Source organism: Parasporobacterium paucivorans DSM 15970 (assembly GCF_900141895.1).
Taxonomy (GTDB): domain Bacteria; phylum Bacillota; class Clostridia; order Lachnospirales; family Lachnospiraceae; genus Parasporobacterium; species Parasporobacterium paucivorans.
Window position 1 is genome coordinate 36,992 of the sequence record NZ_FQYT01000010.1, and the last position, 24,201, is coordinate 61,192.

At 42.9% G+C, this 24,201-nt stretch carries 21 protein-coding genes, 2 tRNA genes, 2 pseudogenes and 1 other annotated feature; of the genes and pseudogenes, 16 read left to right on the forward strand and 9 right to left on the reverse strand.

The window, feature by feature from the left end; genetic code table 11:
- Positions 1 to 15: 15 nt before the first annotated feature.
- Positions 16 to 543 (reverse strand): cob(I)yrinic acid a,c-diamide adenosyltransferase, encoded by a 528-nt coding sequence (locus tag BUA79_RS05730; protein WP_073993413.1) that lies wholly within the window; start codon positions 541 to 543, stop codon positions 16 to 18.
- A gap of 157 nt (positions 544 to 700) precedes the next feature.
- Between BUA79_RS05730 and BUA79_RS05735 the strand changes: the two genes are divergently transcribed.
- The 3 genes from BUA79_RS05735 to argS are packed head-to-tail and all read left to right on the forward strand — an operon-like array spanning position 701 to position 4,669.
- Positions 701 to 1,615, forward strand: coding sequence for a hypothetical protein (locus tag BUA79_RS05735; protein ID WP_143147877.1), 915 nt, complete (start codon positions 701 to 703; stop codon positions 1,613 to 1,615).
- Positions 1,616 to 1,661: 46 nt separating this feature from the next.
- Positions 1,662 to 2,873 (forward strand): UTP--glucose-1-phosphate uridylyltransferase, encoded by a 1,212-nt coding sequence (locus BUA79_RS05745; RefSeq protein WP_073993416.1) that lies wholly within the window; start codon positions 1,662 to 1,664, stop codon positions 2,871 to 2,873.
- Between the two features lie 23 nt (positions 2,874 to 2,896).
- The gene (argS, locus tag BUA79_RS05750) at positions 2,897 to 4,669 is read left to right on the forward strand and encodes an arginine--tRNA ligase (protein ID WP_073993417.1); all 1,773 of its coding nucleotides are present in this window, start codon (positions 2,897 to 2,899) and stop codon (positions 4,667 to 4,669) included.
- 50 nt (positions 4,670 to 4,719) lie between these two features.
- On the opposite strand, the gene BUA79_RS12485 is transcribed toward argS, so the two are convergent.
- The 3 genes from BUA79_RS12485 to BUA79_RS05760 all read right to left on the reverse strand — a co-directional run bounded on the left by BUA79_RS12485 (position 4,720) and on the right by BUA79_RS05760 (position 5,967).
- A complete protein-coding gene (locus BUA79_RS12485; RefSeq protein WP_178138543.1) occupies positions 4,720 to 4,884 on the reverse strand; it encodes a hypothetical protein in 165 nt (54 codons plus the stop codon).
- A 61-nt stretch (positions 4,885 to 4,945) separates the two neighbouring features.
- Complete coding sequence (locus BUA79_RS05755; RefSeq protein ID WP_073993418.1) at positions 4,946 to 5,254, reverse strand: AzlD domain-containing protein; 309 nt, start codon at positions 5,252 to 5,254, stop codon at positions 4,946 to 4,948.
- The gene (locus tag BUA79_RS05760; RefSeq protein WP_073993419.1) at positions 5,251 to 5,967 is read right to left on the reverse strand and encodes an AzlC family ABC transporter permease; all 717 of its coding nucleotides are present in this window, start codon (positions 5,965 to 5,967) and stop codon (positions 5,251 to 5,253) included. Before BUA79_RS05760 ends, BUA79_RS05755 begins: the two co-directional genes overlap by 4 nt.
- A gap of 144 nt (positions 5,968 to 6,111) precedes the next feature.
- Here BUA79_RS05760 and BUA79_RS05765 point away from each other — a divergent pair, with 144 nt between their 5' ends.
- Together BUA79_RS05765 and BUA79_RS05770 are read left to right on the forward strand one after the other, a co-directional pair.
- Entirely contained in the window at positions 6,112 to 6,957 is an 846-nt protein-coding gene (locus tag BUA79_RS05765) for a CPBP family intramembrane glutamic endopeptidase (RefSeq protein ID WP_073993420.1), read from the forward strand.
- 14 nt (positions 6,958 to 6,971) lie between these two features.
- Complete coding sequence (locus BUA79_RS05770) at positions 6,972 to 7,988, forward strand: glycosyltransferase family 2 protein (protein ID WP_073993421.1); 1,017 nt, start codon at positions 6,972 to 6,974, stop codon at positions 7,986 to 7,988.
- Here BUA79_RS05770 and BUA79_RS05775 read toward each other — a convergent pair.
- Both BUA79_RS05775 and BUA79_RS05780 read right to left on the reverse strand, forming a co-directional pair.
- Positions 7,914 to 8,600: a phosphatase PAP2 family protein gene (locus BUA79_RS05775; RefSeq protein WP_073993422.1), complete on the reverse strand. Its 687-nt coding sequence runs from the start codon at positions 8,598 to 8,600 to the stop codon at positions 7,914 to 7,916. The genes BUA79_RS05770 and BUA79_RS05775 overlap by 75 nt on opposite strands.
- A gap of 26 nt (positions 8,601 to 8,626) precedes the next feature.
- Complete coding sequence (locus tag BUA79_RS05780; protein ID WP_073993423.1) at positions 8,627 to 9,547, reverse strand: diacylglycerol/lipid kinase family protein; 921 nt, start codon at positions 9,545 to 9,547, stop codon at positions 8,627 to 8,629.
- A gap of 149 nt (positions 9,548 to 9,696) precedes the next feature.
- On the opposite strand from BUA79_RS05780, the gene BUA79_RS12490 reads away from it, so the two are divergent.
- A complete protein-coding gene (locus BUA79_RS12490) occupies positions 9,697 to 9,849 on the forward strand; it encodes a hypothetical protein (protein ID WP_178138544.1) in 153 nt (50 codons plus the stop codon).
- 92 nt (positions 9,850 to 9,941) lie between these two features.
- Positions 9,942 to 11,579, forward strand: coding sequence for a class I adenylate-forming enzyme family protein (locus BUA79_RS05785; protein WP_073993424.1), 1,638 nt, complete (start codon positions 9,942 to 9,944; stop codon positions 11,577 to 11,579).
- Between the two features lie 122 nt (positions 11,580 to 11,701).
- Here the strand turns inward: BUA79_RS05785 and BUA79_RS05790 are convergent.
- Both BUA79_RS05790 and BUA79_RS05795 read right to left on the reverse strand, forming a co-directional pair.
- A tRNA-Met gene (locus tag BUA79_RS05790) sits at positions 11,702 to 11,775 on the reverse strand.
- Between the two features lie 20 nt (positions 11,776 to 11,795).
- A tRNA-Val gene (locus tag BUA79_RS05795) sits at positions 11,796 to 11,868 on the reverse strand.
- A gap of 123 nt (positions 11,869 to 11,991) precedes the next feature.
- Between BUA79_RS05795 and ispF the strand changes: the two are divergent.
- From ispF to sigH, 8 genes and pseudogenes are all read left to right on the forward strand, one after another.
- Positions 11,992 to 12,498, forward strand: a pseudogene (gene ispF, locus BUA79_RS12885) (2-C-methyl-D-erythritol 2,4-cyclodiphosphate synthase); the annotation flags it as partial.
- Positions 12,499 to 12,609: 111 nt separating this feature from the next.
- A pseudogene (locus tag BUA79_RS12890) lies at positions 12,610 to 13,401 on the forward strand (DUF2156 domain-containing protein); the annotation flags it as partial.
- A 9-nt stretch (positions 13,402 to 13,410) separates the two neighbouring features.
- A complete protein-coding gene (locus BUA79_RS05810) occupies positions 13,411 to 14,472 on the forward strand; it encodes a GNAT family N-acetyltransferase (RefSeq protein ID WP_073993425.1) in 1,062 nt (353 codons plus the stop codon).
- A gap of 58 nt (positions 14,473 to 14,530) precedes the next feature.
- Positions 14,531 to 14,753: a binding site (T-box leader), on the forward strand.
- 40 nt (positions 14,754 to 14,793) lie between these two features.
- Positions 14,794 to 15,450, forward strand: a complete 657-nt coding sequence (epsC, locus tag BUA79_RS05820; protein ID WP_073993427.1) for a serine O-acetyltransferase EpsC — start codon at positions 14,794 to 14,796, stop codon at positions 15,448 to 15,450.
- Positions 15,437 to 16,846 carry a cysteine--tRNA ligase gene (gene cysS / locus BUA79_RS05825; RefSeq protein WP_073993428.1) on the forward strand — a complete coding sequence of 470 codons (1,410 nt, stop codon included), beginning with the start codon at positions 15,437 to 15,439 and terminating at the stop codon, positions 16,844 to 16,846. Before epsC ends, cysS begins: the two co-directional genes overlap by 14 nt.
- On the forward strand, positions 16,831 to 17,280 hold the full coding sequence (locus tag BUA79_RS05830; protein ID WP_073993429.1) for a Mini-ribonuclease 3: 450 nt from the start codon (positions 16,831 to 16,833) through the stop codon (positions 17,278 to 17,280). Before cysS ends, BUA79_RS05830 begins: the two co-directional genes overlap by 16 nt.
- Position 17,281: 1 nt before the next feature.
- Positions 17,282 to 18,055 (forward strand): 23S rRNA (guanosine(2251)-2'-O)-methyltransferase RlmB, encoded by a 774-nt coding sequence (rlmB, locus tag BUA79_RS05835; protein WP_094757329.1) that lies wholly within the window; start codon positions 17,282 to 17,284, stop codon positions 18,053 to 18,055.
- A gap of 14 nt (positions 18,056 to 18,069) precedes the next feature.
- Positions 18,070 to 18,684 (forward strand): RNA polymerase sporulation sigma factor SigH, encoded by a 615-nt coding sequence (gene sigH, locus BUA79_RS05840; RefSeq protein WP_073993430.1) that lies wholly within the window; start codon positions 18,070 to 18,072, stop codon positions 18,682 to 18,684.
- 58 nt (positions 18,685 to 18,742) lie between these two features.
- On the opposite strand, the gene BUA79_RS05845 is transcribed toward sigH, so the two are convergent.
- Entirely contained in the window at positions 18,743 to 22,213 is a 3,471-nt protein-coding gene (locus tag BUA79_RS05845) for a pyruvate carboxylase (RefSeq protein ID WP_073993431.1), read from the reverse strand.
- A gap of 188 nt (positions 22,214 to 22,401) precedes the next feature.
- Between BUA79_RS05845 and BUA79_RS05850 the strand changes: the two genes are divergently transcribed.
- Positions 22,402 to 24,192 carry a DUF4153 domain-containing protein gene (locus BUA79_RS05850; RefSeq protein WP_073993432.1) on the forward strand — a complete coding sequence of 597 codons (1,791 nt, stop codon included), beginning with the start codon at positions 22,402 to 22,404 and terminating at the stop codon, positions 24,190 to 24,192.
- Positions 24,193 to 24,201 lie beyond the last annotated feature (9 nt).

Below are 24,201 nucleotides of genomic sequence, written 5' to 3' on the forward strand. Positions count from 1 at the left end.
TTATCAGAATATCACTTATATTTCAATACCTTTTCTTGCAGGAATTCCCATGTCGAATGGATGCTTGATTTTTTTGATTTCCGAAACATAATCGGCCAGCTCAATCAAGGCGTCGGAGGGATTGCGGCCTGTCATGACAACCTCCAGCCCGGGATGTCTGTTTCTCAGCAGGCCCAGCAGCAGCTCGTCATCCACAAAGCCATGGTTGTTCGTAGCGATGATTTCATCCATGATCAGCAAATCATATTCTTCTGTGTTCGCTTTTTCGAAAGAATCTATAAGCAGATTGGTATACGCGATTTTAGCCTCCTTTTTCGTTTCCTCGGACATTTTAAAAGTGAACCCGTAATCTTTGTCGAAAGGCATAATAAATACATTCGGAATCTGATTGAGTATACTGAGTTCGCCAGACTTGTTGTTTTTTAAAAAACGTGCAACCAGGACCCTCAGTCCACTTCCGGCTGCCCGTACACATAATCCGATGGAGGCAGTGGTCTTTCCTTTTCCGTTTCCGCAGTATATATGAATCAATCCTTTGTTCATAAAATTTTCTCCTATAAATATGGTTTTAATTATATTTTACCCCTTTTAATAATTTTGACAAGCTTTTTACACAAGTAAAGCTAAAAAAACATTGACTTTACGCCAAAATGCTTTAAAATATCACTATATAGCTTCAAATTTAGAAAGGAGTAATTGAGTGGTTACAGGGAATGCTGGAGACGGCCGTAGTAAAGACAATGATAACAGGAATATGGAAGAGAGGAAAGATTACAGGAATAATAACAACTCATATAACAGAAACCCCGGATCAGCGGATGGAAAACCCGGAGAGTACAAAAAACCGGATTATCGCAAACCGGATGGTCAGAAAACAGACTACCATAAACCTGATGGACAAAGGACGCCATACCAGAGGAATGACGGACCAAGAACCGATGGACAGAGGCCGCCGTATCAAAGAAATGACGGACCAAGGACCGACGGACAGAGGCCGACGTATCAGAGGAACGATGGACCAAGAACCGACGGACAGAGACCGCCGTATCAGAGGAACGACGGACCGAGGACTGACGGACAGAGACCGCCGTATCAGAGGAACGACGGACCAAGAACCGACGGACAGAGACCGCCGTATCAGAGGAACGACGGACCAAGAACCGACGGACAGAGACCGCCATACCAGAGGAACGACGGACCGAGGACTGACGGGCAGAGACCGCCATATCAAAGGCCAGATGGTCAGAGACCGCCATATCAGAAACCGGATGGTCAAAGATCGGATTATCAGAGATCAGACTATCGGAAAAAAAGCTACGGGAATCCTTACGATAAAGATAAGGATAGCGATTACGGCAATTCCAAGGATAACAGATCAAAGACACCTGCAACAAAGGATACAAAAAGCAAAGAACAGCAGATTGCCAAAATGGACATTATAACAAGGCTCGAGAAGGAAAAAAAGGCTGTCCAGAAGAAAAAAACTGATAATTATCGTAAGGATGTCAAAAGTGTTAAACCTCAGGTAAAGCCTAAGCGGGTTAACAATATTGATTGGAACAAGCAATATGAGAATGACTCATTCGACGATGATGATTTAGATATATATTTATAAAAACTGGAGCTGGGTTAAATCCCCGGCTCTTTTGAGGAGAATGGCCATGATTCAAAAACTGGAAGATTATGGACAGCAGCATTTGCTGAGGTTTTACGAGGAACTAGGGAAGGAGCAGAAGGAAAAGCTCCTGAAACAGATTGAAGAGATAGATTTTGGGATTCTGTCATTGGTAAAAAGTAATTCCGAACATAAAAAAGGGAAAATAGAGCCAATCGAGGCACTGAAAATAGATGAAATAGCACCAAACAGGGTGAAGTATTATCAGACCGGTTTACACACTATCCAGGAAGGCAGAGTGGCATGTGTGCTTCTTGCAGGGGGGCAGGGAACAAGGCTGGGATTTGATAAGCCCAAGGGAACCCTGAACGTGGGCATTGACAGAGAACTGTACCTCTTTGAGATCCTTATAGAGAACCTTATGGAGACAGTAAGGGCCACCGGAGGAACCTGGATTCATCTTTTTGTCATGACAAGCGATATAAATAATGATGATACTGTTTCTTTCTTTGAAGAAAATGAATATTTTGGCTACAACAGGGATTACGTGACCTTCTTTATACAGGAGATGACACCTGCTGTAGATTTTGAAGGGAAAATCTACCTGGAGGAAAAGGGAAAAATTGCCGTTTCACCGAATGGAAATGGAGGATGGTTCACTTCTCTGAAAAAATATGGAATACTTGACCGGAAAGAGTGTTCCGGCATAGAATGGCTGAACGTTTTTTCGGTAGATAATGTTTTACAGAAAATGGCAGATCCGTATTTTGTGGGAGCGACCGTTGAATCCGGTTACCCCTGCGGCTCCAAGGTTATAAAGAAAGCATATCCGGACGAAAAGGTCGGGGTCATGTGCAAGGAAAACGGTAAGCCCTCTATCGTGGAATACTATGAATTGACGCCTGAAATGATTTCCGAAAAAGATCCTTCCGGAAATCCAGCCTATAATTACGGAGTTATCCTTAATTATTTATTCCGGCTGAAGGACCTTGATGATAAGGTGAACAAAAATCTTCCGGTTCATATTGTTGAAAAAAAGATTCCTTACATAGATGAGAGTGGAACACAGGTAAGACCTGATGTGCCTAATGGCTATAAATTCGAGACTCTGGTACTGGACATGATCAACCTGATGGATGACTGTCTTGTGTATGAGGTTGTCAGGGAAGAGGAATTTGCACCGATTAAGAATAAAGAGGGTCAGGACTCCCTTGATACAGCCAGGAAAATGTTGATCCAAAATGGCAAAAACATTTAAAGGGATTCGGAACGGAGTAAGAAATGAAAAAAATTATAGATTTACTGGAAGAAAAGATATCGAAGGCCTTTGAAGAAAGCGGATATGACAGCAAATATGCTGGAGTAACGATTTCCAACAGACCTGACTTATGTGAATACCAATGCAACGGGTCGATGCCAGCTGCGAAACAATACAAAAAAGCCCCCTTTGAAATCGCATCCAGTGTTGTTGAAAAGCTGACGGATAAGACGGTTTTCAAAGAAATCAATGTGGTGAATCCGGGCTTTATCAATATTATTCTTCATGAAGGCTTTGTTTCAGAATATGTCAATTCCATGAAGGATGAACCCGACAGAGGAATGGACAAAAGCGAGGAAAAGCTTAAGATAATTATTGATTATGGCGGAGCTAACATTGCAAAACCCCTGCATGTCGGACATCTTCGCTCCGCCATTATCGGTGAAAGCATTAAAAGGATCTGCAAATTCATGGGACACGATGTCATTGGGGATGTGCATCTTGGTGATTGGGGCTTGCAGATGGGACTTATAATTACGGAACTTAAGGAAAGGCAACCTAAGCTCCCGTATTTTGACGAGAATTTCGAAGGGGAATATCCTCAGGAAGCACCCTTTACCATTGGGGAGCTGGAGGAAATCTATCCGGCTGCCAACGCGAAATCAAAGACGGATGAAACCTTTAAGGATGCTGCCAGAGTAGCCACCTATGAACTGCAGAGTGGACGAAGGGGATATTTTGCCCTCTGGCGTCACATCCTGAATGTGTCGGTTGCTGATCTGAAAGTGAATTATGACAATCTGGATGTTCATTTTGAAGAATGGAAAAAGGAAAGCGATGCGCAGCCGTATATTCCCGAAATGGTGGAGTATATGAAAAGGGAAGGGTATACCAGAGTGAGCGACGGTGCACTCGTGGTGGATGTCAAAGAAGAGACAGACAACAAGGAAATTCCTCCTTGCATGATAATAAAATCAGATGGAGCAACACTGTACAATACCACAGATCTGGCAACGATTGTTGAAAGAAAAAAACTCTTTGATCCCAACCATATCATTTATGTTGTGGATAAAAGACAGGGTTTGTATTTCGAGCAGATTTTCAGATGCGCAAAAAAAACAAAGCTGGTGGATGATAAGACACGCTTCACTTTTATCGGTTTTGGAACCATGAATGGGAAGGATGGCAAACCCTTCAAGACGAGGGATGGCGGCGTAATGCGGCTGGAGGATCTTATTACCAGCATAAACGAGGCAGTTTATAATAAGATAATGGAAAACAGGGTTGAGACAGAAGAGGAGGCCAGGCGGGTGGCAGAGATTGTCGGTTTGTCTGCCTTGAAATATGGTGACTTATCTAATCAGGCAACGAAGGATTACGTGTTTGACATAGACCGTTTCACATCCTTTGAGGGAAACACCGGACCTTATATCCTTTATACTATTGTTCGAATAAAGTCCATATTGGAGAAATACAAAGAAAGATTTCCGGAATCAGCCGCTAAAGCTGCAGATATTCTGCCTGCAGAACAGATTCAGGAAAAAAATCTTATGCTTGAACTGCTGAAATATAATGAAGTAATAGAAAGTGCCTACGAGGAGCTGGCTCCCCACAGACTCTGTGCTTATGTATTTGATCTTGCCAATGCGTTTAATAAATTCTATCATGAGACAAACATTCTTGCGCAAGAGGATATAGAAAGACAGATGAGTTATGTCAGGCTGATAGTGCTTGTGAAAGAGATTCTGGAACAATGTATTAATCTGCTGGGTTTTGAGGCTCCTGACAGGATGTAAGTCGTATGAAGTGAAGATGAAAAGAGGCTGCACATTTTGCAGCCTCTTTTCTATGCAAGATAATCGTAAACGGACCAGACCAAAAAAGCGATAATGGCGAGGACGATAATGGTAAATATGACTCTCTTCAAGAGCTTAATGCGTTTCTGTCTTTTGAGAATTTTTTTTCTGTTTATTTTTTCTGTTTTGTGATGGTCGACCTTCTCCTGGCTCAAGTAGTTTCCTCCTTTTATATACGATGCATTCTAAGGCAATTGTATTACAATAAGATGAAAATCACAAGAGATGAATTGATTCAAACAGGAAGACTGCCAGGATTGCACCTAATGCAACAACGACAAGGCTTTTGTTGAAATATGCCAACGTAAGTGCGGCCAGAGTTCCGAACATGGCGCTTGCAGTCTGGGTGGTTGAATAAAATATGTCCGGAAAAGTCAGCGATGCAAGAACTGCATAGGGCATAAAGTGTAAAAAGGACCGGATATATCTGGAACTTATATTTTTCTTGAGGATGGCTATCGGCAGAACACGGGGCAGATACGTAACGGCAGCCATAAGAAATATAGCGATGATGGGTTTTGTCATGATACATCTTCCTCCTGTGGAAAAAACAGGGCACCAAGTGCAGCCGCGCCAAGCGTCGCAAGAATGACACGGAAACCTGTCGAAATAAAACTGAAAAATGGTATATACCGGATTATACAGCTGATTGCAACTGCAGCTAAAACAACGGTAAGAACCGGACGGGATTTAGCGGCAGGGGGAATTATCAGGGCTATGAACATAGCGTACAGAGCAATTCCCATCGCTCCTCCAAGTTCCTTTGGAAGTACTCCGGAGGCTGTCGCTCCGGCAAAAGTGCCGAGAGCCCATCCGAAATAGGGGGCAGAGATGAGGCCGTAGAAAAAGCGTTTGGAAATAGTTCCGTTTTCCATGGACGACACAGCGAAGGTTTCATCCGTTATACCAAATGCAAGGATAAGGCGGTCTGCCAGGCGTACAGCTGGCTCCAATTTTTGGGATAAAGCCAGAGACATCAGCATGTATCGGATATTTATTATAAAGGTGGTTATAGTGATTTCTAAATAGCCTGCTCCTGCCAGAATCAGATTTGTACCGGCAAATTGCCCGGAACTGGTCAGGTTTGACATGGATATCAGAACAGTCATCCATACGGGTAGACCGTTGCTGACCGCCATAAACCCAAACGTGAAGGATACAGGTATGTATCCGAGCGCAATGGGAAGTCCCTTAAAGAACCCGTCCCTGAAATCGGAGCGGTTGGATGCGTTGTTCATTACACACCTCCGGAATGTGGATTTTGATACAGATTTAACGATTATAGCATCGGAAATGCTTAAAATCAAGCAAAGAAGGATGGATTGACAAAAGATGGCATTGCTTTTATACTAGTAATGTTATCAAAAAAGGGGATATGAAAGATGTACTATGAGACGGATATCAGAAAATTCTGGAAGGTTATTTCGCCTCCCATATATTATTTTTTAGTTAATGTTCTGGCTACTTATGTATTTTCTTTTATATACATCAGCAGCCGGCTATCTGCGTTCACGGATCAGGGAAAGATCCTGACGGCGGATAATTATTCAGAATTTTCAAAAGCAGTTCAGGATGCGGTGTTGAATCAGTCGCTTCTGATAACGTGCGTAGCTGCAATTGCGACATTATTGCTTTATTTTGTCAAGTACAGAAAAAATATCCAGATAGATGTAGAAATGCAAAAAGTCAATATTAGTTTTGGTTATGCGGCTCTACTTGGGATGATGGCAAGCGTTTCCTTGAGCCGATTGCTTTCTCTGCTTCCAATAGATAATTTGTTTGGAAATTATGCAGAGGTTCAGAATACACTTTTTGGCGGAAACATTTTCATGGAGATTCTGACTTTAGCTATCATTGTGCCGGTTCTGGAAGAAATTCTTTTCAGAGGCCTGGTGTATGGGCGTATGTCCCGTTATTCCGGAAGAAGGGCGGCAGCTGTGATATCCTCAATAATATTCGGAATATATCATATGAATTTGCTTCAGGGAATATATGCATTCATTCTGGGAATGCTTTTGGTGTTTGTATATGAGAAATACCAGAGCATAATGGCGCCAGTCATTCTTCATGCTTTTGCCAATGGATTTTCCATATTTTTATTCTATACGGATATAAGCAACAAAATAAGTTCAAATCTTTATTCATACATAATATTTATGCTGGTTGAAGCTGCAATCGCATTGTGGATGATAAAAATCATTCAGACAAAATTCAAAAAACTAGTTTAATAAATGGAGGCAAAATGAAGCTGCTGACTATTACTGTACCTTGTTATAATTCACAGGAATATATGAGAAAGTGTATCGACAGCCTGCTGCCTGGCGGCGAAGATGTGGAAATCATCATCGTGGATGATGGATCTACTGATGCAACAGCCCAAATCGCGGATGAATACGCTCAAAAATACCCGGACATGATTCGGGTAATCCATCAGAAAAACGGCGGTCATGGTGCCGGTCTGAATACCGGAATCAGGAACGCAACTGGGCTGTACTTCAAAGTGGTGGATAGTGATGACTGGTTAGAGTCTTCCGCTTATGAAAAACTGCTGAAGCTGATTCGGAAAATGAATAATAAAGAACAGACTGCGGATCTGATCGTATGCAATTATGTTTACGAAAATCAAAACTCGATTCATAAAAAGGTGATGAACTGCCGCAGGGCTATGCCAAGAAACAGGATGATAACCTGGGAAAACAAGATGCATTTCCGATATACCCAGTATATACTTATGCATTCGGCCATATTCAAGACCCAGGTATTGCGGGATTCCGGCGTTGTGATGCCAGAACATCAGTTTTATGTGGATAACGTGTTCGTATATGCGCCGCTCCCGTACGTTAAGACACTTTATTATTTGGATGTGGATCTCTACAGATATTATATCGGCCGGTCTGATCAGTCCGTGAATGAACAGACAATGATCCGGAGGATCGACCAGCAGATCAATGTAAATAAAATCATCATAGATACATATAATAAGACCCAGATGACGAGTGTGGGATTGGAAAAATACATGCGGCATTACCTGACAATCCTGATGGGGATAACATCCCTTTTCCTGGTCCTCTCGGAAAATGAGGCAGATGCCATCAAAAAAAGGGAATTGTGGGGTTACCTAAAAAAAGAAAACCCAGTCTTATTTAATAAGACCAGGTGGACGTTTATCGGTTTAGGTGTCAATTTACCTGGAAGAGCCGGACGAAGAATCACTATATTCGGATACAGAATTCTTCAGAAACTTATAGGTTTTAATTAATATTTTTGAATACACGAATGTATACATGATTAAAAACAGTGCAAGAGACGCAACAACATCAACGATGGAGTGCTGGTTCAGGAATAAGGTTGAGATACAAATGGCGATCATAAGAATAAGGGATAAGAAGCGGATGTGCTTTTTGTCCCTTATTATTGCGTTCTTAAGAAGGGCAGTATGACAGACCAGAGAGTTATACACGTGAATACTGGGGCATACATTTGTACTGGTATCCGTTTGGTACAGGTGGGCAATAGCCTGGGTGAAAATATTTTTATCTGTATCGATTGCTACCCTCAGAAGCTGGGCATTCGGCCACAGTGTGTATATAACAAGGCAAACGGTCATGCCGATAAACAGCATCGCCGAATGTTTATAGAAATCTTCCTTTGTGCCTATGAATAAAACAAAAAGAGTCACAAGCGGGACATAAATGAACCATAAAAAGTAAGGTATGGCAAAGTATTCGCAGAATGGAATATATGCATCGATTCTGGAGGAAATGATTGTGACTTCTGTTGTGCGCTGTTCAAGCCATAAAAACCATGGAAGATATATAAAGAAATATAAAAGCGTCCATGCCTGACCATATTTTTTAAGTAGAGACTTCACGTGAATTAGTACCTTTCATATCTGATTTATTTGATTACCATTCTGATCTTTTCATTTGAGCAGAAGGCGGAGAAACTTGTTGCTTTTGCTATCGGCTCCCCATCTGAATGGGATGGAATCGGTTCCATAGAATCAATCTGCACATGTTTACACCGGAATATTCGTACGCCCTTTATTAAGTTGTGTTTACCGATAACAGCAAGTAGAAGGGCGAAGAAAAATTTCAGGCGGGAAATATCAGCAAAAACACAAACATCAAGCAAATCATCCGTACAGTCTGCTTTCGGTGCAAACATGAGGCCGCCTTCAAAACGGGTGTTATGTATGGAAGCGAAAAGCATATCCCGTACATCGAGCTTCTTTCCACCGTCCAGGATGATTACAGAATCACTGGATTTATAGGTAAGCACTAACTTTATTCCGGTTATGATGAAGGCGAGTTTGGACAACCCAAAAAAACTCAGATATTTTGCGAGTCTGGATGTATGCAAGGAACTGTTTACAGCGGCATCATACCCAGCTCCGCTGCTTGCCAGAAAACGTCGTTCTTTATTCCCCGTCGTGATTGTTCCCAAATCTATTAATTTATAGGTACCGGGTTTCAAAATGGCTGACAGGGCCTTTTGGGGATCATTGCTTATTCCTAAAGCACGGGCAAAACCACTTCCGCTTCCAATGGGGATGTATCCCAGGACGATTTCTTCTGAGAGTGAAATACCATTAATAACTTCATTCAAAGTACCATCATCGCCAACAACAACGATTACCTTGGTTTTATCCGTATGGACAGTCGTGATCTCAAGTGCAATATCAAGGGCATCTGAGGTTTTTCCTATAAAATGTGCAGTATAACGGATGTTTTTCTGATCGAGTATTGTACGCAGTCGCGACCAGACAGACGTCCCCAGTCCATTTTTGGCAAATGAATTAACGATAAAATGGTACATGGAATCCTCCTCAATGTGCTTTCAAAGATATATACAGTATAGCACAATAAAAAAAAATGATATAGATGAATTCTGAAAAAAGAAAGTTGCACTTGTGCTGTAAAGTGATAAGGTATATAATAAACAAAAAGTTGCAGGAGGTAAAGCCTATGGAAGCAGTAAAAAACAAGGTGGATGCCATAAGAGAGCTGGAAAATCAGGGTGTTTTGACAACGGAGGAAGCATGGAAATGTATTCAGATACTGAATGAATCCGGAAATGAGGCGATTGATTTTGAAGAGGAGCTATTCTTCATTGACTAAAACAGGCAAAACCATCATCAGTCGAGGATTTTTTTTTGACCTCAACACTAACACGCTTTAAAGCGCCTAATCATTAAAGGAGAAGCAATAACATGCCGATTACGGAAATTTTAGAACATAATTGCAAAATGTATGGAAACAAAACATGCCTGGTAGAGGTGAACCCGGAGCTCAAAGAGATGAGAAGGGTTACCTGGAAGGAATTCGAGCTGACTGAGCCCGCTCATACCCATTATTATCGCAGAGAAATAACCTGGAATGTGTTCAATGAAAAGGCTAACCGACTGGCTAATATGCTATTGAACATTGGGGTTAAAAAAGGAGATAAGGTTGGGATTCTTCTGATGAACTGTCTGGAGTGGCTGCCTATCTATTTCGGAATTCTCAAATCAGGGGCGTTGGCTGTTCCACTGAATTTTCGCTATGCGCCGGATGAGATTTTATATTGTGTGAACCTGGCGGATGTAGATGTCCTTATTTTTGGCGAAGAATTTATCGGACGCGTAGAGGATATTGCAGATTCTGTCAGTCAGAAGAGTCATCTTATATATGTGGGTTCCGGAGCCTGTCCAACCTTTGCAGATGACTACAGGGAACTCACAGCCAACTGCTCCAGTTCCTCCCCGAATATTGAAATTAATGATGACGACGATGCAGCCATCTATTTTTCATCGGGGACCACAGGGTTTCCAAAGGCGATATTGCACAAGCATACCAGCCTGATGCACGCCTGCCGGGTGGAACAGCACCACCATGGCCAGACAAAAGATGACGTATTTCTCTGCATTCCTCCGCTATATCATACAGGAGCAAAGATGCACTGGTTTGGCAGCTTTCTAGCGGGTGGGAAGGCTGTGCTGTTAAAGGGAACGAGACCGGAATATATCCTGGATGCCGTATCCAAAGAGAAGTGCACAATTCTTTGGCTGCTTGTTCCATGGGCACAGGACATTTTAAATGCGCTGGACAGCGGGGAACTAAAAAAAGATGATTACAGGCTGGATCAGTTAAGACTGATGCATATCGGCGCACAGCCAGTGCCTCAAAGCCTTATTAAGCGATGGAAGGAATACTTTCCAAATCATGATTATGATACAAATTATGGTCTGAGTGAATCTATCGGTCCTGGATGCGTCCATTTAGGAATTGAAAACATCCATAAAGTGGGAGCCATAGGCGTGCCTGGATATGGGTGGGAAGCTAAAATCGTCAATGAGGACAAGGAGACAGTAATTAAAGGCGATGTGGGGGAATTGTGCGTAAAAGGTCCCGGCCTGATGACCTGTTATTATAAAGATCCAAAGGCAACTGAAGAAGTGCTCAAAGACGGCTGGCTTTTTACCGGTGATGTGGCCATGCAGGATGAAGACGGATTCATTTTCCTTGTTGACCGAAAGAAAGATGTGATTATAAGCGGAGGGGAGAATATCTACCCTGTCCAGATAGAGGATTTTTTGAGCGCACATCCGGCCATAAAAGATGCGGCAGTGATTGGTCTGCCCGACGCAAGGCTTGGCGAACAGGCCGTTGCCATCATCGAGATTAAGAAAAACCACACCTGTTCAGAAGAGGAAATTCTGGAATATTGCAAAAAACTTCCCCGGTTCAAAAGGCCGCAGAAAATCGTGTTTGCGGATGTACCAAGGAACCCGACTGGAAAAATTGAAAAACCGAAGCTAAGGGCAACGTACGGAGCCTTGAATCTGGTAGACGCACAGAATAAAGCCTGATATTAAAAGTGGAGCACATCAAATTGATGTGTTCCTTTATATTTGGGGAAGTATCATTTTAGGCGAGTTTTTTGCTTTATGGTAAAAAGAAAAAAGCCCTGAAATTCAAGGCTTTCTCTTAGTAGCGGAAATTGGATTTGAACCAACGACACCACGGGTATGAACCGTGTGCTCTAGCCAACTGAGCTATTCCGCCATATAAAATTATGTTACTAATGGGACCTATAGGGCTCGAACCTATGACCCTCTGCTTGTAAGGCAGATGCTCTCCCAGCTGAGCTAAGATCCCTGAGAACCAACTGCTTAAACAGTATATTATCATTCAAAAAAAAAGTCAACCCTTTTTTAAAACTTTTAAACTTAAAAATATTATGATATAATTACATCAAAATTCAGTTGAAAGAGGAATAGTATGAGAGTAGGAATGGGATATGATGTCCACAGGCTCGTGGAGGGCAGACGGTTGATTCTGGGTGGCGTGGAGATTCCTTATGAAAGGGGTTTGGAAGGGCATTCGGACGCAGACGTGGTGACGCATGCCGTTATGGACGCCTTGCTTGGGGCTGCCGGACTAGGGGATATAGGAGAACATTTTCCGGATTCAGATGAGCAGTATAGGAATATTTCCAGCATACGGTTACTGGAAAAGGTCGGAGATAAGTTGAGAAAGAAATGGTTTCAGATCAGCAATATAGATGCGACCATTATTGCGCAGCATCCTAAATTATCGCCTTACAAGAAGGCAATGATAAAAAACATCTCGGCAGCCCTCGGAATTCCGGAAAACCAGATTAATATAAAGGCGACCACGGAAGAGGGGATGGGATTTACAGGTAATGGAGAAGGGATCTCTGCTCATGCAATTACCCTCCTGACTGAAAACAGCCCGGAGGTTGTTTATGATGAGATCATAAGTGACAGCAGAAGGCTTCATGAACTGAAATCTGTGGATTATAACATGTTGAAGTGGTACTTTTCCTTACGTCATCCGGGAACCTGTGAGAGTGTCATTTTGGATGCATATCTGTGGAGACATTATTATAACACCAGATATTATTTTAATGATAAAGGGCTGATGTGGATATTTACAAATAAAGATGAGGTGTTTACCAACATCCCGCTTTGCCGCAATGAAGATTTGCAGGAGTGTTTTGAGGATGTCCAGGACTATTTCAACACAAAGCTGGGTATGAAGCTGCGTGTGTATCTTGCTGATGAGGAAGCGGTAGATATCCTCAACCTGCCGGAAGATAAATATATTGTGGAAGAGGACAGACGGTATTTCGACTATATTTACGATGCCGAAAGTCTGAGGAATCTTGCGGGCAGGAAGTTCCACAAGAAAAAGAACCATGTAAATTCTTTCAAAAAGGAATATGAAGGCCGATACGAGTTCAAAAGGCTTGGCTGTGAGAATATTCTGGAAATATTGGTTTTTTTAAAGGAATGGAACGCAGAAAGGGATATTGAAGACGAATATAACCGGGTTGATTACGAACTATTGGGGATCGAATCTGTGCTCAAAAATTGCCAGATTCTGAAATTCAGGATGGGCGGTATTTATCTGGATGGAAAACTGGAGGCTTTTTCTATGGGAAGTTATGCGGATGAAGAAAAAACCGCTTACATTCATATTGAAAAGGCAAACCCAAGGATTAATGGCCTGTATGCATTCATCAACCAGCAGTTCCTGATAAATCTGTTTCCTGAGGCTGAAAAGGTGAACAGGGAGGACGATATGGGTCTGGAAGGCCTTAGAAAGGCCAAACTGTCATATCAGCCGATTGCCCTGGTAAAGAAATTCAATATCATACAGAAGTAGGGAAAAAGAATGATCAGATATCTGCAGGAAAGTGAAAAACGGCTTTCGCGCCCCCTTTATGAAGAGGTGTTCGGGGATACCGAAAAGTTTACGGATTTTTATTACAATACCAGGGTAGGTGGAAACGCGATACTGGCGGACATGCAGGATGGCAGCGTGGTATCCATGCTGCATCGATGTCCCCGTTCTCTTACAATCAATGGTAAAGAAGTAGAATCGGAATATGTATTTGCCGTAGCCACAAGCCTGGAGCACCGCAGGAGTGGGCGGATGGGGGCGTTGATGAGAAGGGCTCTCTGCGATATGAATAGTGCCGGACTTCCTCTGGCCTATTTGGCGCCGGTGGACTATAAGGTATATCTGCCTTATGGGTTTGCTTGTGTTTACTCTGCCTATGGATGTATGGAAAAAAACAAATATGTTGAGGCGACGGGATACAATCTGGTAGCGGCCCAAGAGGCCGATATTGAAGAGCTTGTCGGATTTTCGGATAAACTGCTTCACGAAAATCTCCGTATGTACTCATCCCGAAATTTTGAATATTACAGTAATATGATTCAGCAGCTGGAGGCGGAAAATGGTTTTCTGGCTATCCTGAAGAATAATCAGGGCATATGTGCGTACGGCTACCTGAGCAATGATGAATCTCTGCAAATCAGCGAATTTGTGTGCCTGCCTATGGCCAGAGATGCTTATATATCTGCCGTCTGCAATCGGATGGGCTGCCATGAGATCCGCATCAATGGTGTGCTTTTCCCCTGGGATGGTTGTGAGGACCAGCCAAAGGTCATGGCGCGCGTAATCAGGCCGGAAGCCTTGACATCATATATAAGGACAAAGGAAAAAATCAACCTGTGCCTCAAACTCAACGATCCTGTCATTCGGGAAAATAACAATACGTTCATTATAAAAAGTGACGCCTTTTCCTGCAGTATCAGAAAAAGCGCCAGCAGCCCCGATTTGGAGATGGATATAGAAACTTTTTCAAAATGGCTGACGACCGGATTGGCAATGGACGGACTCCCGGATCTGGTTGGAAATAAAGGTGTGTTTCTGAATGAAATTGTGTAAGTGAATAATTGCTTGACAAATGAAAGAGAATTGCATAAACTTATACATATTTGATATGATAGAGGCTGTGAACGGAAAGAGTAGTTTTTATGAAGCTGAAAGAGAAGGATTATCGTCGGCTGAAAGTAATCCTGAGCTAGTGGAAATGAAGTGCCTCCGGGAGCCTGTTTTGCAAAAGGGGAGTGACCCAAGTAGTGAAGCACGCCTGGCATACGTTACATGCATTGAGTGGAGGGCAACCTTCATAAGAGTGGAACCACGGAAGATATTTCGTCTCTTGTTTAGAGGCGATTTTTTTTATTTTACAGGAGAAAACTAAGTATGGGTTTTATAAAAAATTTCAAAGATGAACTCAGCGTCATCAGGGAACGTGACCCTGCCATAAAATCACCGTTGGAGGTGCTTCTGTACCCTAGCTTTTGGGCGATTATAAAGTACAGGAGAGCCCATAAACTCTATTTAAAGGGGCATTATTTCCTGGCAAGATGGATTTCCCAGAGGACTGCCAGAAAGACGGGGATTGAAATCCATCCCGGTGCAAAAATCGGAAAAGGCCTATTTATCGATCACGGACATGGTGTTGTCATCGGAGAAACCGCCGAAATTGGCGATAATGTCACTATGTATCAGGGGGTTACCCTGGGCGGCACTGGCAAGGAAAAGGGAAAGAGGCATCCAACCATAGGGGACAATGTCATGATTGCCGCAGGGGCGAAAATACTGGGGTCTTTTACGATTGGGGATAATTCCAAAATTGGTGCCGGGTCTGTGGTACTGGAGGCCGTGCCGCCTAACTCCACAGTTGTGGGTGTGCCTGGACGAATCGTAAAAATGAAGAACGAAAAAATTCCCAGAACGGATCTTGATCAGATTCTTCCAGATCCGGTTAAAGCGGATCTTAATCAGTTGATGCGCGAAAATAGGGCGATGAGGGAAGAGATTAGAAAAATCAAGGAGAAATTGAATGAAAATATATAATACACTGACAAAATCAAAAGAAGAGTTCAAACCAGTCGAAGAAGGAAAGGTAAGGATATATGTATGCGGTCCAACTGTGTACAACCTGATCCATATCGGAAATGCCAGGCCGATGATTGTGTTTGACACAGTAAGAAGATATTTGGAATACAAGGGATATGAGGTGAATTTTGTTTCCAATTTCACCGATGTGGACGATAAAATCATAAAAAAAGCGAACGAAGAAGGCGTCTCTTCCAAGGAACTTTCGGAAAGATACATAGCTGAATGCAAGAAAGATATGGAAAACATGAATGTTCTTCCCGCTACTCATACGCCTTTGGCGACAGAGGAAATCGAAGGGATGATAGAAATGATTGCCATCCTGATTGAAAAAGGCTATGCATATGACGTAAATGGAACCGTTTACTTCAGAACCCGTAAATTTGGAGGATATGGAAAGCTCAGCAAGAAGAATATGGAGGATCTGGAAGCCGGACACCGTGAAATCAAAGTGGCCGGCGGTGGGGAGAAGGATGATCCCCTGGACTTTGTTCTCTGGAAGCCGAAGAAAGAAGGGGAACCATGTTGGGAATCGCCCTGGGGGGACGGAAGACCCGGCTGGCACATTGAGTGCTCGGTTATGTCCAGAAAGTATCTGGGAGACCAAATTGACATTCACGCGGGGGGAGAGGACCTGATCTTTCCTCATCATGAAAATGAAATCGCCCAGAGTGAGGCGGCAAACGGAAAGGACTTTGCCAAATACTGGATGCATAACGCTTTTCTGAACATTGATAACCGTAAAATGTCCAAATCAGAGGGGAATTTCTTTACCGTCAGGGATGTTGGTGAAAAATACGATCTTCAGGTCCTGCGCTTCTTTATGCTCAGCGCCCATTACAGGAGCCCTTTAAATTTCAGCGAAGAGCTCATGCAGGCCTCCAAAAACGGTCTTGACAGAATTTTGACGGCTGTTGAAAATCTGGAATATCTGATTGCAAACGGGGAGAAGGGCAAAGTGGAAACCGAGAAGGAAAAAGAAAGCCTGCGGGATTCAGATACCTTTATTGTAAAATTTGAAGAGGCGATGGAAGATGATTTCAATACTGCCGATGCAATTGCGGCTGTATTTGAACTGGTGAAATTCACGAATACAGCTGTATCCGAGGAATCCTCTCCCTCATATCTGGAGGGACTGAAGCAAAGGATTACGAAGCTTTGCGGCATACTTGGAATCATAACGGAAAAAGAAAAAGAGATTCTGGATGAAGAAATCGAAGGCCTTATAAATGAAAGACAGATAGCCAGAAAAGAGAAGAATTTCAAACGCTCCGACGAAATAAGGGATATGCTTGCTGCTCAGGGGATTATATTGGAAGATACGCGCGAGGGAGTCAAATGGAAAAGGAGTTAGACTTTCTGTCACATACCAAAAAAATGTTTCATCTTGGTGAGACGAATCCTTCCTCCTATTCATCCCTCAGTCTGGCATTTATCGGAGACGGGGTGTATGAGCTCATTATCAGGACGGTCATCGTAGCAAAATACAATACAGCCGTAAGCAGAATCAATAAGATGACAAGTGATTTGGCCAAGGCAGCCAGTCAGGCGCAAATTGCCCGGCAGATTATGGATGAGCTTACACAGGAAGAACTGGGCGTATATAAAAGAGGCAGGAATGCCAAGTCTGTAACAATGGCAAAAAATGCGACCGTTGCGGATTACAGAATGGCCACGGGACTGGAAGCGTTAGTCGGCTATCTGTATCTGTCCGGACAATTTGAAAGAATGATGTACCTTGTTAAAACTGGAATTGAAAAATTCACCAACAATAAAAAGAGGGATTGAAATGGACATAGACGATAACAATAAATTGGATGATGATCTGGAAGTAAGCGTAATTGAAGGAAGAAATGCAGTAATGGAGGCTTTCCGTTCAGGAAAAACCATTGACAAGCTGTTTATCCTGGAAGGCTGTCATGATGGCCCTCTTAATTCCATATTTCGTCAGGCAAAAAAACAGGGAAGCATAATTAATTTCGTGACCAAGGAACGTCTGGATCAGATGGCCACGACAGGGAAACACCAGGGAGTCGTTGCGCATGCAGCTGCCTATGAATATTCAACGATGGAAGATATACTGGGTGCTGCAAGAGCTAAAAATGAGGATCCGTTCGTTATCCTGCTGGACAATATTGAGGATCCACATAACCTGGGGGCCATTATAAGAACAGCCAACACGGCAGGAGCTCACGGCGTCATCATTCCGAAACGTCGTGCTGTCGGGCTGACGGCAATCGTGGCGAAAACATCCGCCGGTGCAATAAATTATACACCTGTGGCAAAGGTTACGAATCTGTCGACAGCCATAAAAGAATTGCAAAAGGAAGGCCTGTGGATTGTGTGTGCAGACATGGATGGAACGCTCATGTATGACCTGAATTTGAAGGGGCCGATCGGGATTGTTATAGGCAATGAAGGAGAAGGTGTAAGCAGGCTGGTAAGAGAAAACTGTGATCTTATAGCAACCATTCCGAATACTGGACAGATTGACTCATTGAATGCCTCTGTGGCAGCAGGAGTACTTTCCTATGAAATTGTGAGACAAAGACTAGGGAAATAAGTGGGAGGACAGATATGCCCATAGAAGAAAAGCATAGACAAATGGCCGATGAAAAATTACTTGAATTATTGCGGATGGGAAATGATGAAATCATGGATTATCTGTTGGAAAAATATAAAAACATGGTCAGGAAGAAAGCCAGAGCCATGTTTCTGGTCGGAGGGGATACGGACGATTTGATCCAGGAGGGAATGATCGGACTTTACAAGGCTATCCGGGATTTTAGGTCAGATAAGGATGCTTCCTTTTCTAGCTTCGCCAATTTGTGTATAAACAGGCAGATTTATACAGCCATTAATGCATCTCAGAGAAAAAAGCACGCACCCCTGAATGGTTATATATCATTTGACGGGAGCGGAAATTTTGAAAAAGATGAAAGCAACTCCATAATGGAAGCCGTATCCCTTTGCAGAATGAGCAATCCTGAAGAAATACTCATTGACAAGGAAAATACTGAGCGGATTGAATTGGAAATAGAAAAAAGACTCAGCAGTTTTGAAAAAGAGGTCCTCCGATTATACATGGAAGGCAGCAATTATAATGAAATAGCGGAACAGATAGATAAATCCCCGAAATCCATTGACAATGCCCTGCAGAGAATCAAGGCCAAGGTAATGCAGATAATATAGAAATTTAAATAGAAACGGCGCAGTACTTTTTCGTACTGCGCCGTTAGTGGTTTATTGTTTATGCTTCATCCAATACGAAGGATATCAGCAATTCTTCCTGAGCGACGATATCGCCAGATGAGACATAGATCTTGTCTACGATACCGTTTACCTTGGATACGAATGTGGTTTCCATTTTCATGGCTTCCACGGACATAAGGGGCATATTTACGGTAACTTTGTCGCCTTCCTTAACTGCAACCTGAGATACGGTGCCTGGAATCGTTGAACCGAGGTGGGCAGGATTTGACTTATCTGCCTTGAGTTTTCGGTCTGATTTCACTTCCAGTGTTTTGTCCAGTACTTTTGTTTCTCGAAGAGAACCGTTTATTTCAAACACCAGATTCACATATCCTTTTTCATCAGGATCGGATCTTTCAAGGAATTTGATGATCAGATCTTTACCTTCTCCGATATTGATGATGGTTTCCTCGCCTTTTCTGAGGCCATAGAAATATACGTGGCTATCCAGTTTTGAAACATCATTATATGTTTCAGTGTGTTCACAATAATCCTCGTAAACCTTCGGATAGAGGGCATAGCTCAATACCTTTTGTTCCATTTCCTCTTTGGAAAGATCTTTTAAGTTGAATTTTTCCTTTAAGTGCTTTTCAATCTCTTCGAAGTCAGTATCCGGTAACAGTGTGCCCGGACGAACCGTAATCGGCTCCTGACCCTTCAATACGATTTCTTGAAGTTCCTTAGGGAATCCTCCTTCCGGTTGTCCCATCAGTCCCTTGAAGTACTCAACCACAGACTCAGGGTAGGAAAGGTCCTTTCCAGCGGTCAGAATGTTATCTTTGTTCAGGCCGTTCTTGAACATGAAAATTGCAAAATCACCTACAGCTTTTGAGGATGGGGTAACCTTGATTATATTTCCAAGAAGGTCATTTGCCTGTTTGTAAAGGGCTTTGATTTCTTCAAAACTGTCTCCCGATCCCATTCCCTTGACCTGAGCAAGAAGGTTGGAGTACTGTCCTCCGGGGATTTCGTATTTGTATATTTCTGTATTTGGCGCATTCATTTCGCTCTCGAACTGTTTATATACTTTTCTGACTCCGGCATAGTAACGGCTCAATTCATTCAAGTCATCAAATTCAAGTCCGGTGTCGCGCTTGGTTCCCTTCAGGGCCTCCACAACTGCATTCATTGATGGCTGGCTGGTAAGGGAACTCATGGATTCGATAGCAAGGTCGGCGATATCAACTCCTGCCTCAGCGGCCATAAGCACAGTGCTGACTCCGTTTCCGGTTGAATCGTGGGTATGCAGGTTTACAGGAATCTTCAGCTCAGATTTAAGAGCCGTAAAAAGTTCTTTGGCAGCATATGGTTTAAGAAGACCAGCCATATCCTTAATTGTGAAAATATGGCATCCCAAGGATTCCAGTTCTCTAGCTTTCTTAAGGTAGTATTCCAATGTGTATTTCTTCTCGTCAGGATTAAGGATGTCGCCGGTATAACAGATGGCGCCCTCTACAATTTTGCCGGTCTTCAATGATTCATCGATAGGCATTTTCATGTTTTCAACCCAGTTGAGGCTGTCGAACACCCTGAATACATCCACACCTTTTTCAGCAGATGTCCGGATAAACTGTTTCACCAGGTTGTCCGGGTAATTGCTGTATCCAACACAGTTGGATGCGCGAAGAAGCATCTGAATCAGAGTATTAGGCATCAATTCGCTTAAAAGCTCAAGACGACTCCATGGGGATTCCTTTAAGAAGCGATAGGCAGTGTCGTAGGTAGCTCCACCCCAAGCCTCAACGGAGAAAGCCCCCCGCAGCAGAGAATTGGTTGCTTTGGCCGCCGCTACAATATCCCTGGTTCTCATGCGTGTTGCCATGAGCGACTGCTGTGCATCTCTCATAGTTGTATCCGTGATGTAAAGCTTTTCATCATGAAGAATTTTCTGTGTGAAGCCTACCGGCCCCAGTTCTCTAAATAGATCCTTGGATCCTCTGACAGGAAGATTCACATCATATGAAGGGGGTTTGATTTCATCAAAAAACGGTTTTTCACAGGAAGCCGAATTTTCGTTTACAATTTTATTTCCCAAAAATTCAATGACTTTTGTTGCACGATCTCTGCTCATGTACAGCTGGAACAGCTCAGGTGTTTCTTCAATAAAAGTCGTATAGCATTTTCCAGCCATAAATGTTTCATGATTCAGTACGTTGATCAGGAAAGGAATATTGGTCTTGACGCCCCTTATACGCATTTCCTTCAAAGAACGTATGGATTTTCTTATGGCACCTGAAAACTGTCTGTCATGGGAGATGGCCTTTACAAGAAGGCTGTCATAATAAGGGGAAATCTCTGCGCCTGTATAGGCTGTGCCACCATCGAGACGGATTCCGTACCCGGAACCAGAACGGTAAACACTCAGTTTTCCTGTGTCGGGAAGGAAATTATTGGCAGGATCTTCTGTGGTCACCCTGGTCTGGATGGAGTAGCCATTCACTTTTACGGACTCCTGGGAAGGTATGTCGACCTCCTTTGAGTTCAGCGGGTAGCCCTCTGCGATCAGTATCTGTGATTGAACGATATCAATGCCTGTAATCATTTCTGTTACGGTATGTTCAACCTGGATTCTAGGGTTCATTTCAATAAAGTACGGATTATTGTCTGCATCAACCAGAAATTCCAGTGTGCCGGCATTTCTGTATCCGACATGATCAATCAGACGCAGGGCGCTTTTGAAAATAAGGTCCCGCGTTTCCTGTGGAATGCTGAAGGCAGGCGCGACTTCGACTACCTTCTGGTGCCGGCGCTGAACGGAACAATCCCTGTCAAACAGATGGACCACGTTTCCGTAGTTATCGGCAAGAATCTGAACTTCAATATGTTTCGGGTGTTTGAGATATTTCTCAATAAAAATCTGGTCATCGCCGAATGCTTTTTTGGATTCTTCCCTTGCATCGCGGTATTCTCTCTCCAGATCATCATGGTTGCTTACGATACGCATTCCTCGGCCGCCACCGCCATTAGAAGCTTTAAGCATGATTGGATAACCAACTTTTTCAGCTACTTTTTTAGCAGTTTCCAAATCTTTTATGGCATAATCCACTCCCGGGATTGTAGGTACGTCTGCCTCTTCGGCCATTTTCTTGGAAGAGATTTTATCTCCCATGGCATTCATAATTTCCACGGTGGGTCCTATAAATACAATTCCATTGTCCTCGCATGCCTGCACGAAGTTAGGGTTTTCAGAAAGAAATCCGTATCCCGGATGAATGGCATCTACGCCCTTGGCTTTTGCAATCTTGATGATTCTGTCGATATCCAGATATGCATCGATTGGACCTTTTTCTGGGTCCAGCATATATGATTCGTCAGCTTTTGTACGGAATAAAGAGTATTTGTCTTCTTTTGAGAAGATGCACACGGTAGTTATTCCGAGTTCGCTAAGTGCGCGGAAAATCCTAATGGCAATTTCACCACGATTTGCGACCATTACTTTTTTGAATTTTTTGATATTAGGTTGGTTCATAGCGTACTCCTTCTGTAATAAACTTAAAAAAACAGGCAACATAATCTCTACATATTATAGTGGAAATTTGTCTTACATGATAGTGTATAGGAATTCAAGTGTTTTTGCAATAATAAATTTTAATTAATGTTGTATTTTTATACACCAGAGAATAAAATGAAGATAGAAAAAGCAAAGGAGGGAATTATATGAATGTTATCAACAGGCTTATTTCAAGGATTACCGGATTCTATGATGTGTTAGGCAGATTTATTCTGACTATATTGTTTCTCATAGCCCTGGCGGTTTGCAACATCATCAGTATCAACAGCGAAACAGGGGACTATTCAAGGCTTATTTCCACATGTATTACAGGTGCCCTGTTAGGCGCCCTGGCCCAGGTTGTGTCAGAAAGATTTATGGAAGGCACGAAAGGGAGGCTGATAACCATGGCGGCCGCTATTATACTTACGGGTGCTTTTTATCTGTTCATTATTCCGCCGGGAACATCTGTCTATGGGACGTGGATGATAAAGACCCTGGTAACAGGCTTTGCCCTTTTTATGGCATTCATTCTGGTTCCATCCATAAAAGGCAGCTTCACGTTCAATCAGACCTTTATGGCAGCATTCAAAGCGCTTTTTATTGCTGTGTTTTTTGCCAGTATTCTTTTTGGCGGGATATCCCTGATAACCGCCGCAATCAATTCCCTTTTGTTTCCGGTCGGGAGCAAGTCCTACATGCATAGCGCAAATATAATCTATTCCCTGTTTGCCCCGCTGTATTTCTTTTCGCTTATTCCTTATTATCCAGGGAAAGGCATGGTCGAAAAAAGAGAAGAGGAAACGAAAAAGCTGGTTTCCTGTCCGAAGCTTTTAGAGATCCTGATTTCTTATATAATAGTCCCTTTGACGGCGGTTTTTACGCTTATTCTGCTGGCATATATCATTATAAATATTGGAAATGAATTTTGGACGAACAGCCTCCTGGAGCCCATGCTGGTTGCTTATTCTATTGTTGTCATACTTGTCTACATTCTTACAGGCAGCCTTCAGAATAAATCCGCCGTCCTGTTTAAAAGGATATTTCCGAAGGTACTGATACCGATCGTTCTTTTGCAGACAATCGCTTCCGCTGTAAAGGTCGGAGACATGGGACTCCCACATACGCGGTATTATGTGATTCTGTATGGCGCTTTCGCAATCATCGCAGGAATATTTTTCAGCTTCCTGTCCGTAAAAAAAACCGGGATTGTTATAATTATTCTGATTGTATTGTCCCTCTTGTCGGTAATCCCTCCTGTAGACGCTTTCACGGTGGGCCGAGGCTATCAGCTCAACCTGCTGAAAAAAACTCTTGTAAGAAACGACATGCTGGTGGAGGGGGAAATTATCAGTAATCCGGGTATTCCGGACAAGGATAAGGTGCTTATAACGCTCATAACCGATTATGTGTTCAGTCTTGGATACGAGGATGGTATAGACTGGCTGTCGGGTGGAGTCCTTTCTCGCGACAACTTCTATAAGACGTTCGGCTTTGAGCAGCAATATTCGCCGAATGGATTTAACGGGGGAGGGTATGAGGGATATTCGGCTTTTCTTTCCTCAGATACTGTAATCGATATCTCCGGGTACGACAGGCTGATACCGTTCACATTTGAAGGGGATGATAAAGAGGTAAGAAATCTTACGTTAACTGAGACGGAAGTAGAAGGAAAATCCTATACTCTGCGGCTGGAAACGGATGCCGACTCGAAAAGGCTGGTCCTTTATAATGGAGAAATGAAGGAAGTCATTTCTATGAATCTGCAAGAGATTATTGATAAAATGTATGAGATGGGAGCAGCAAAAAAAGAATTGACACTGGAAGAGGCGACCTTTACGGAGAGAAATGCAGAAGCTGACTTAAGCCTGATCATCAGGACGATGAATTTAGATACCAGCGGCGGGGAGACCGTATATCTGTATGTGGAAAGCATGATCCTTTTTGGCGTGAAATAACGGAAATAT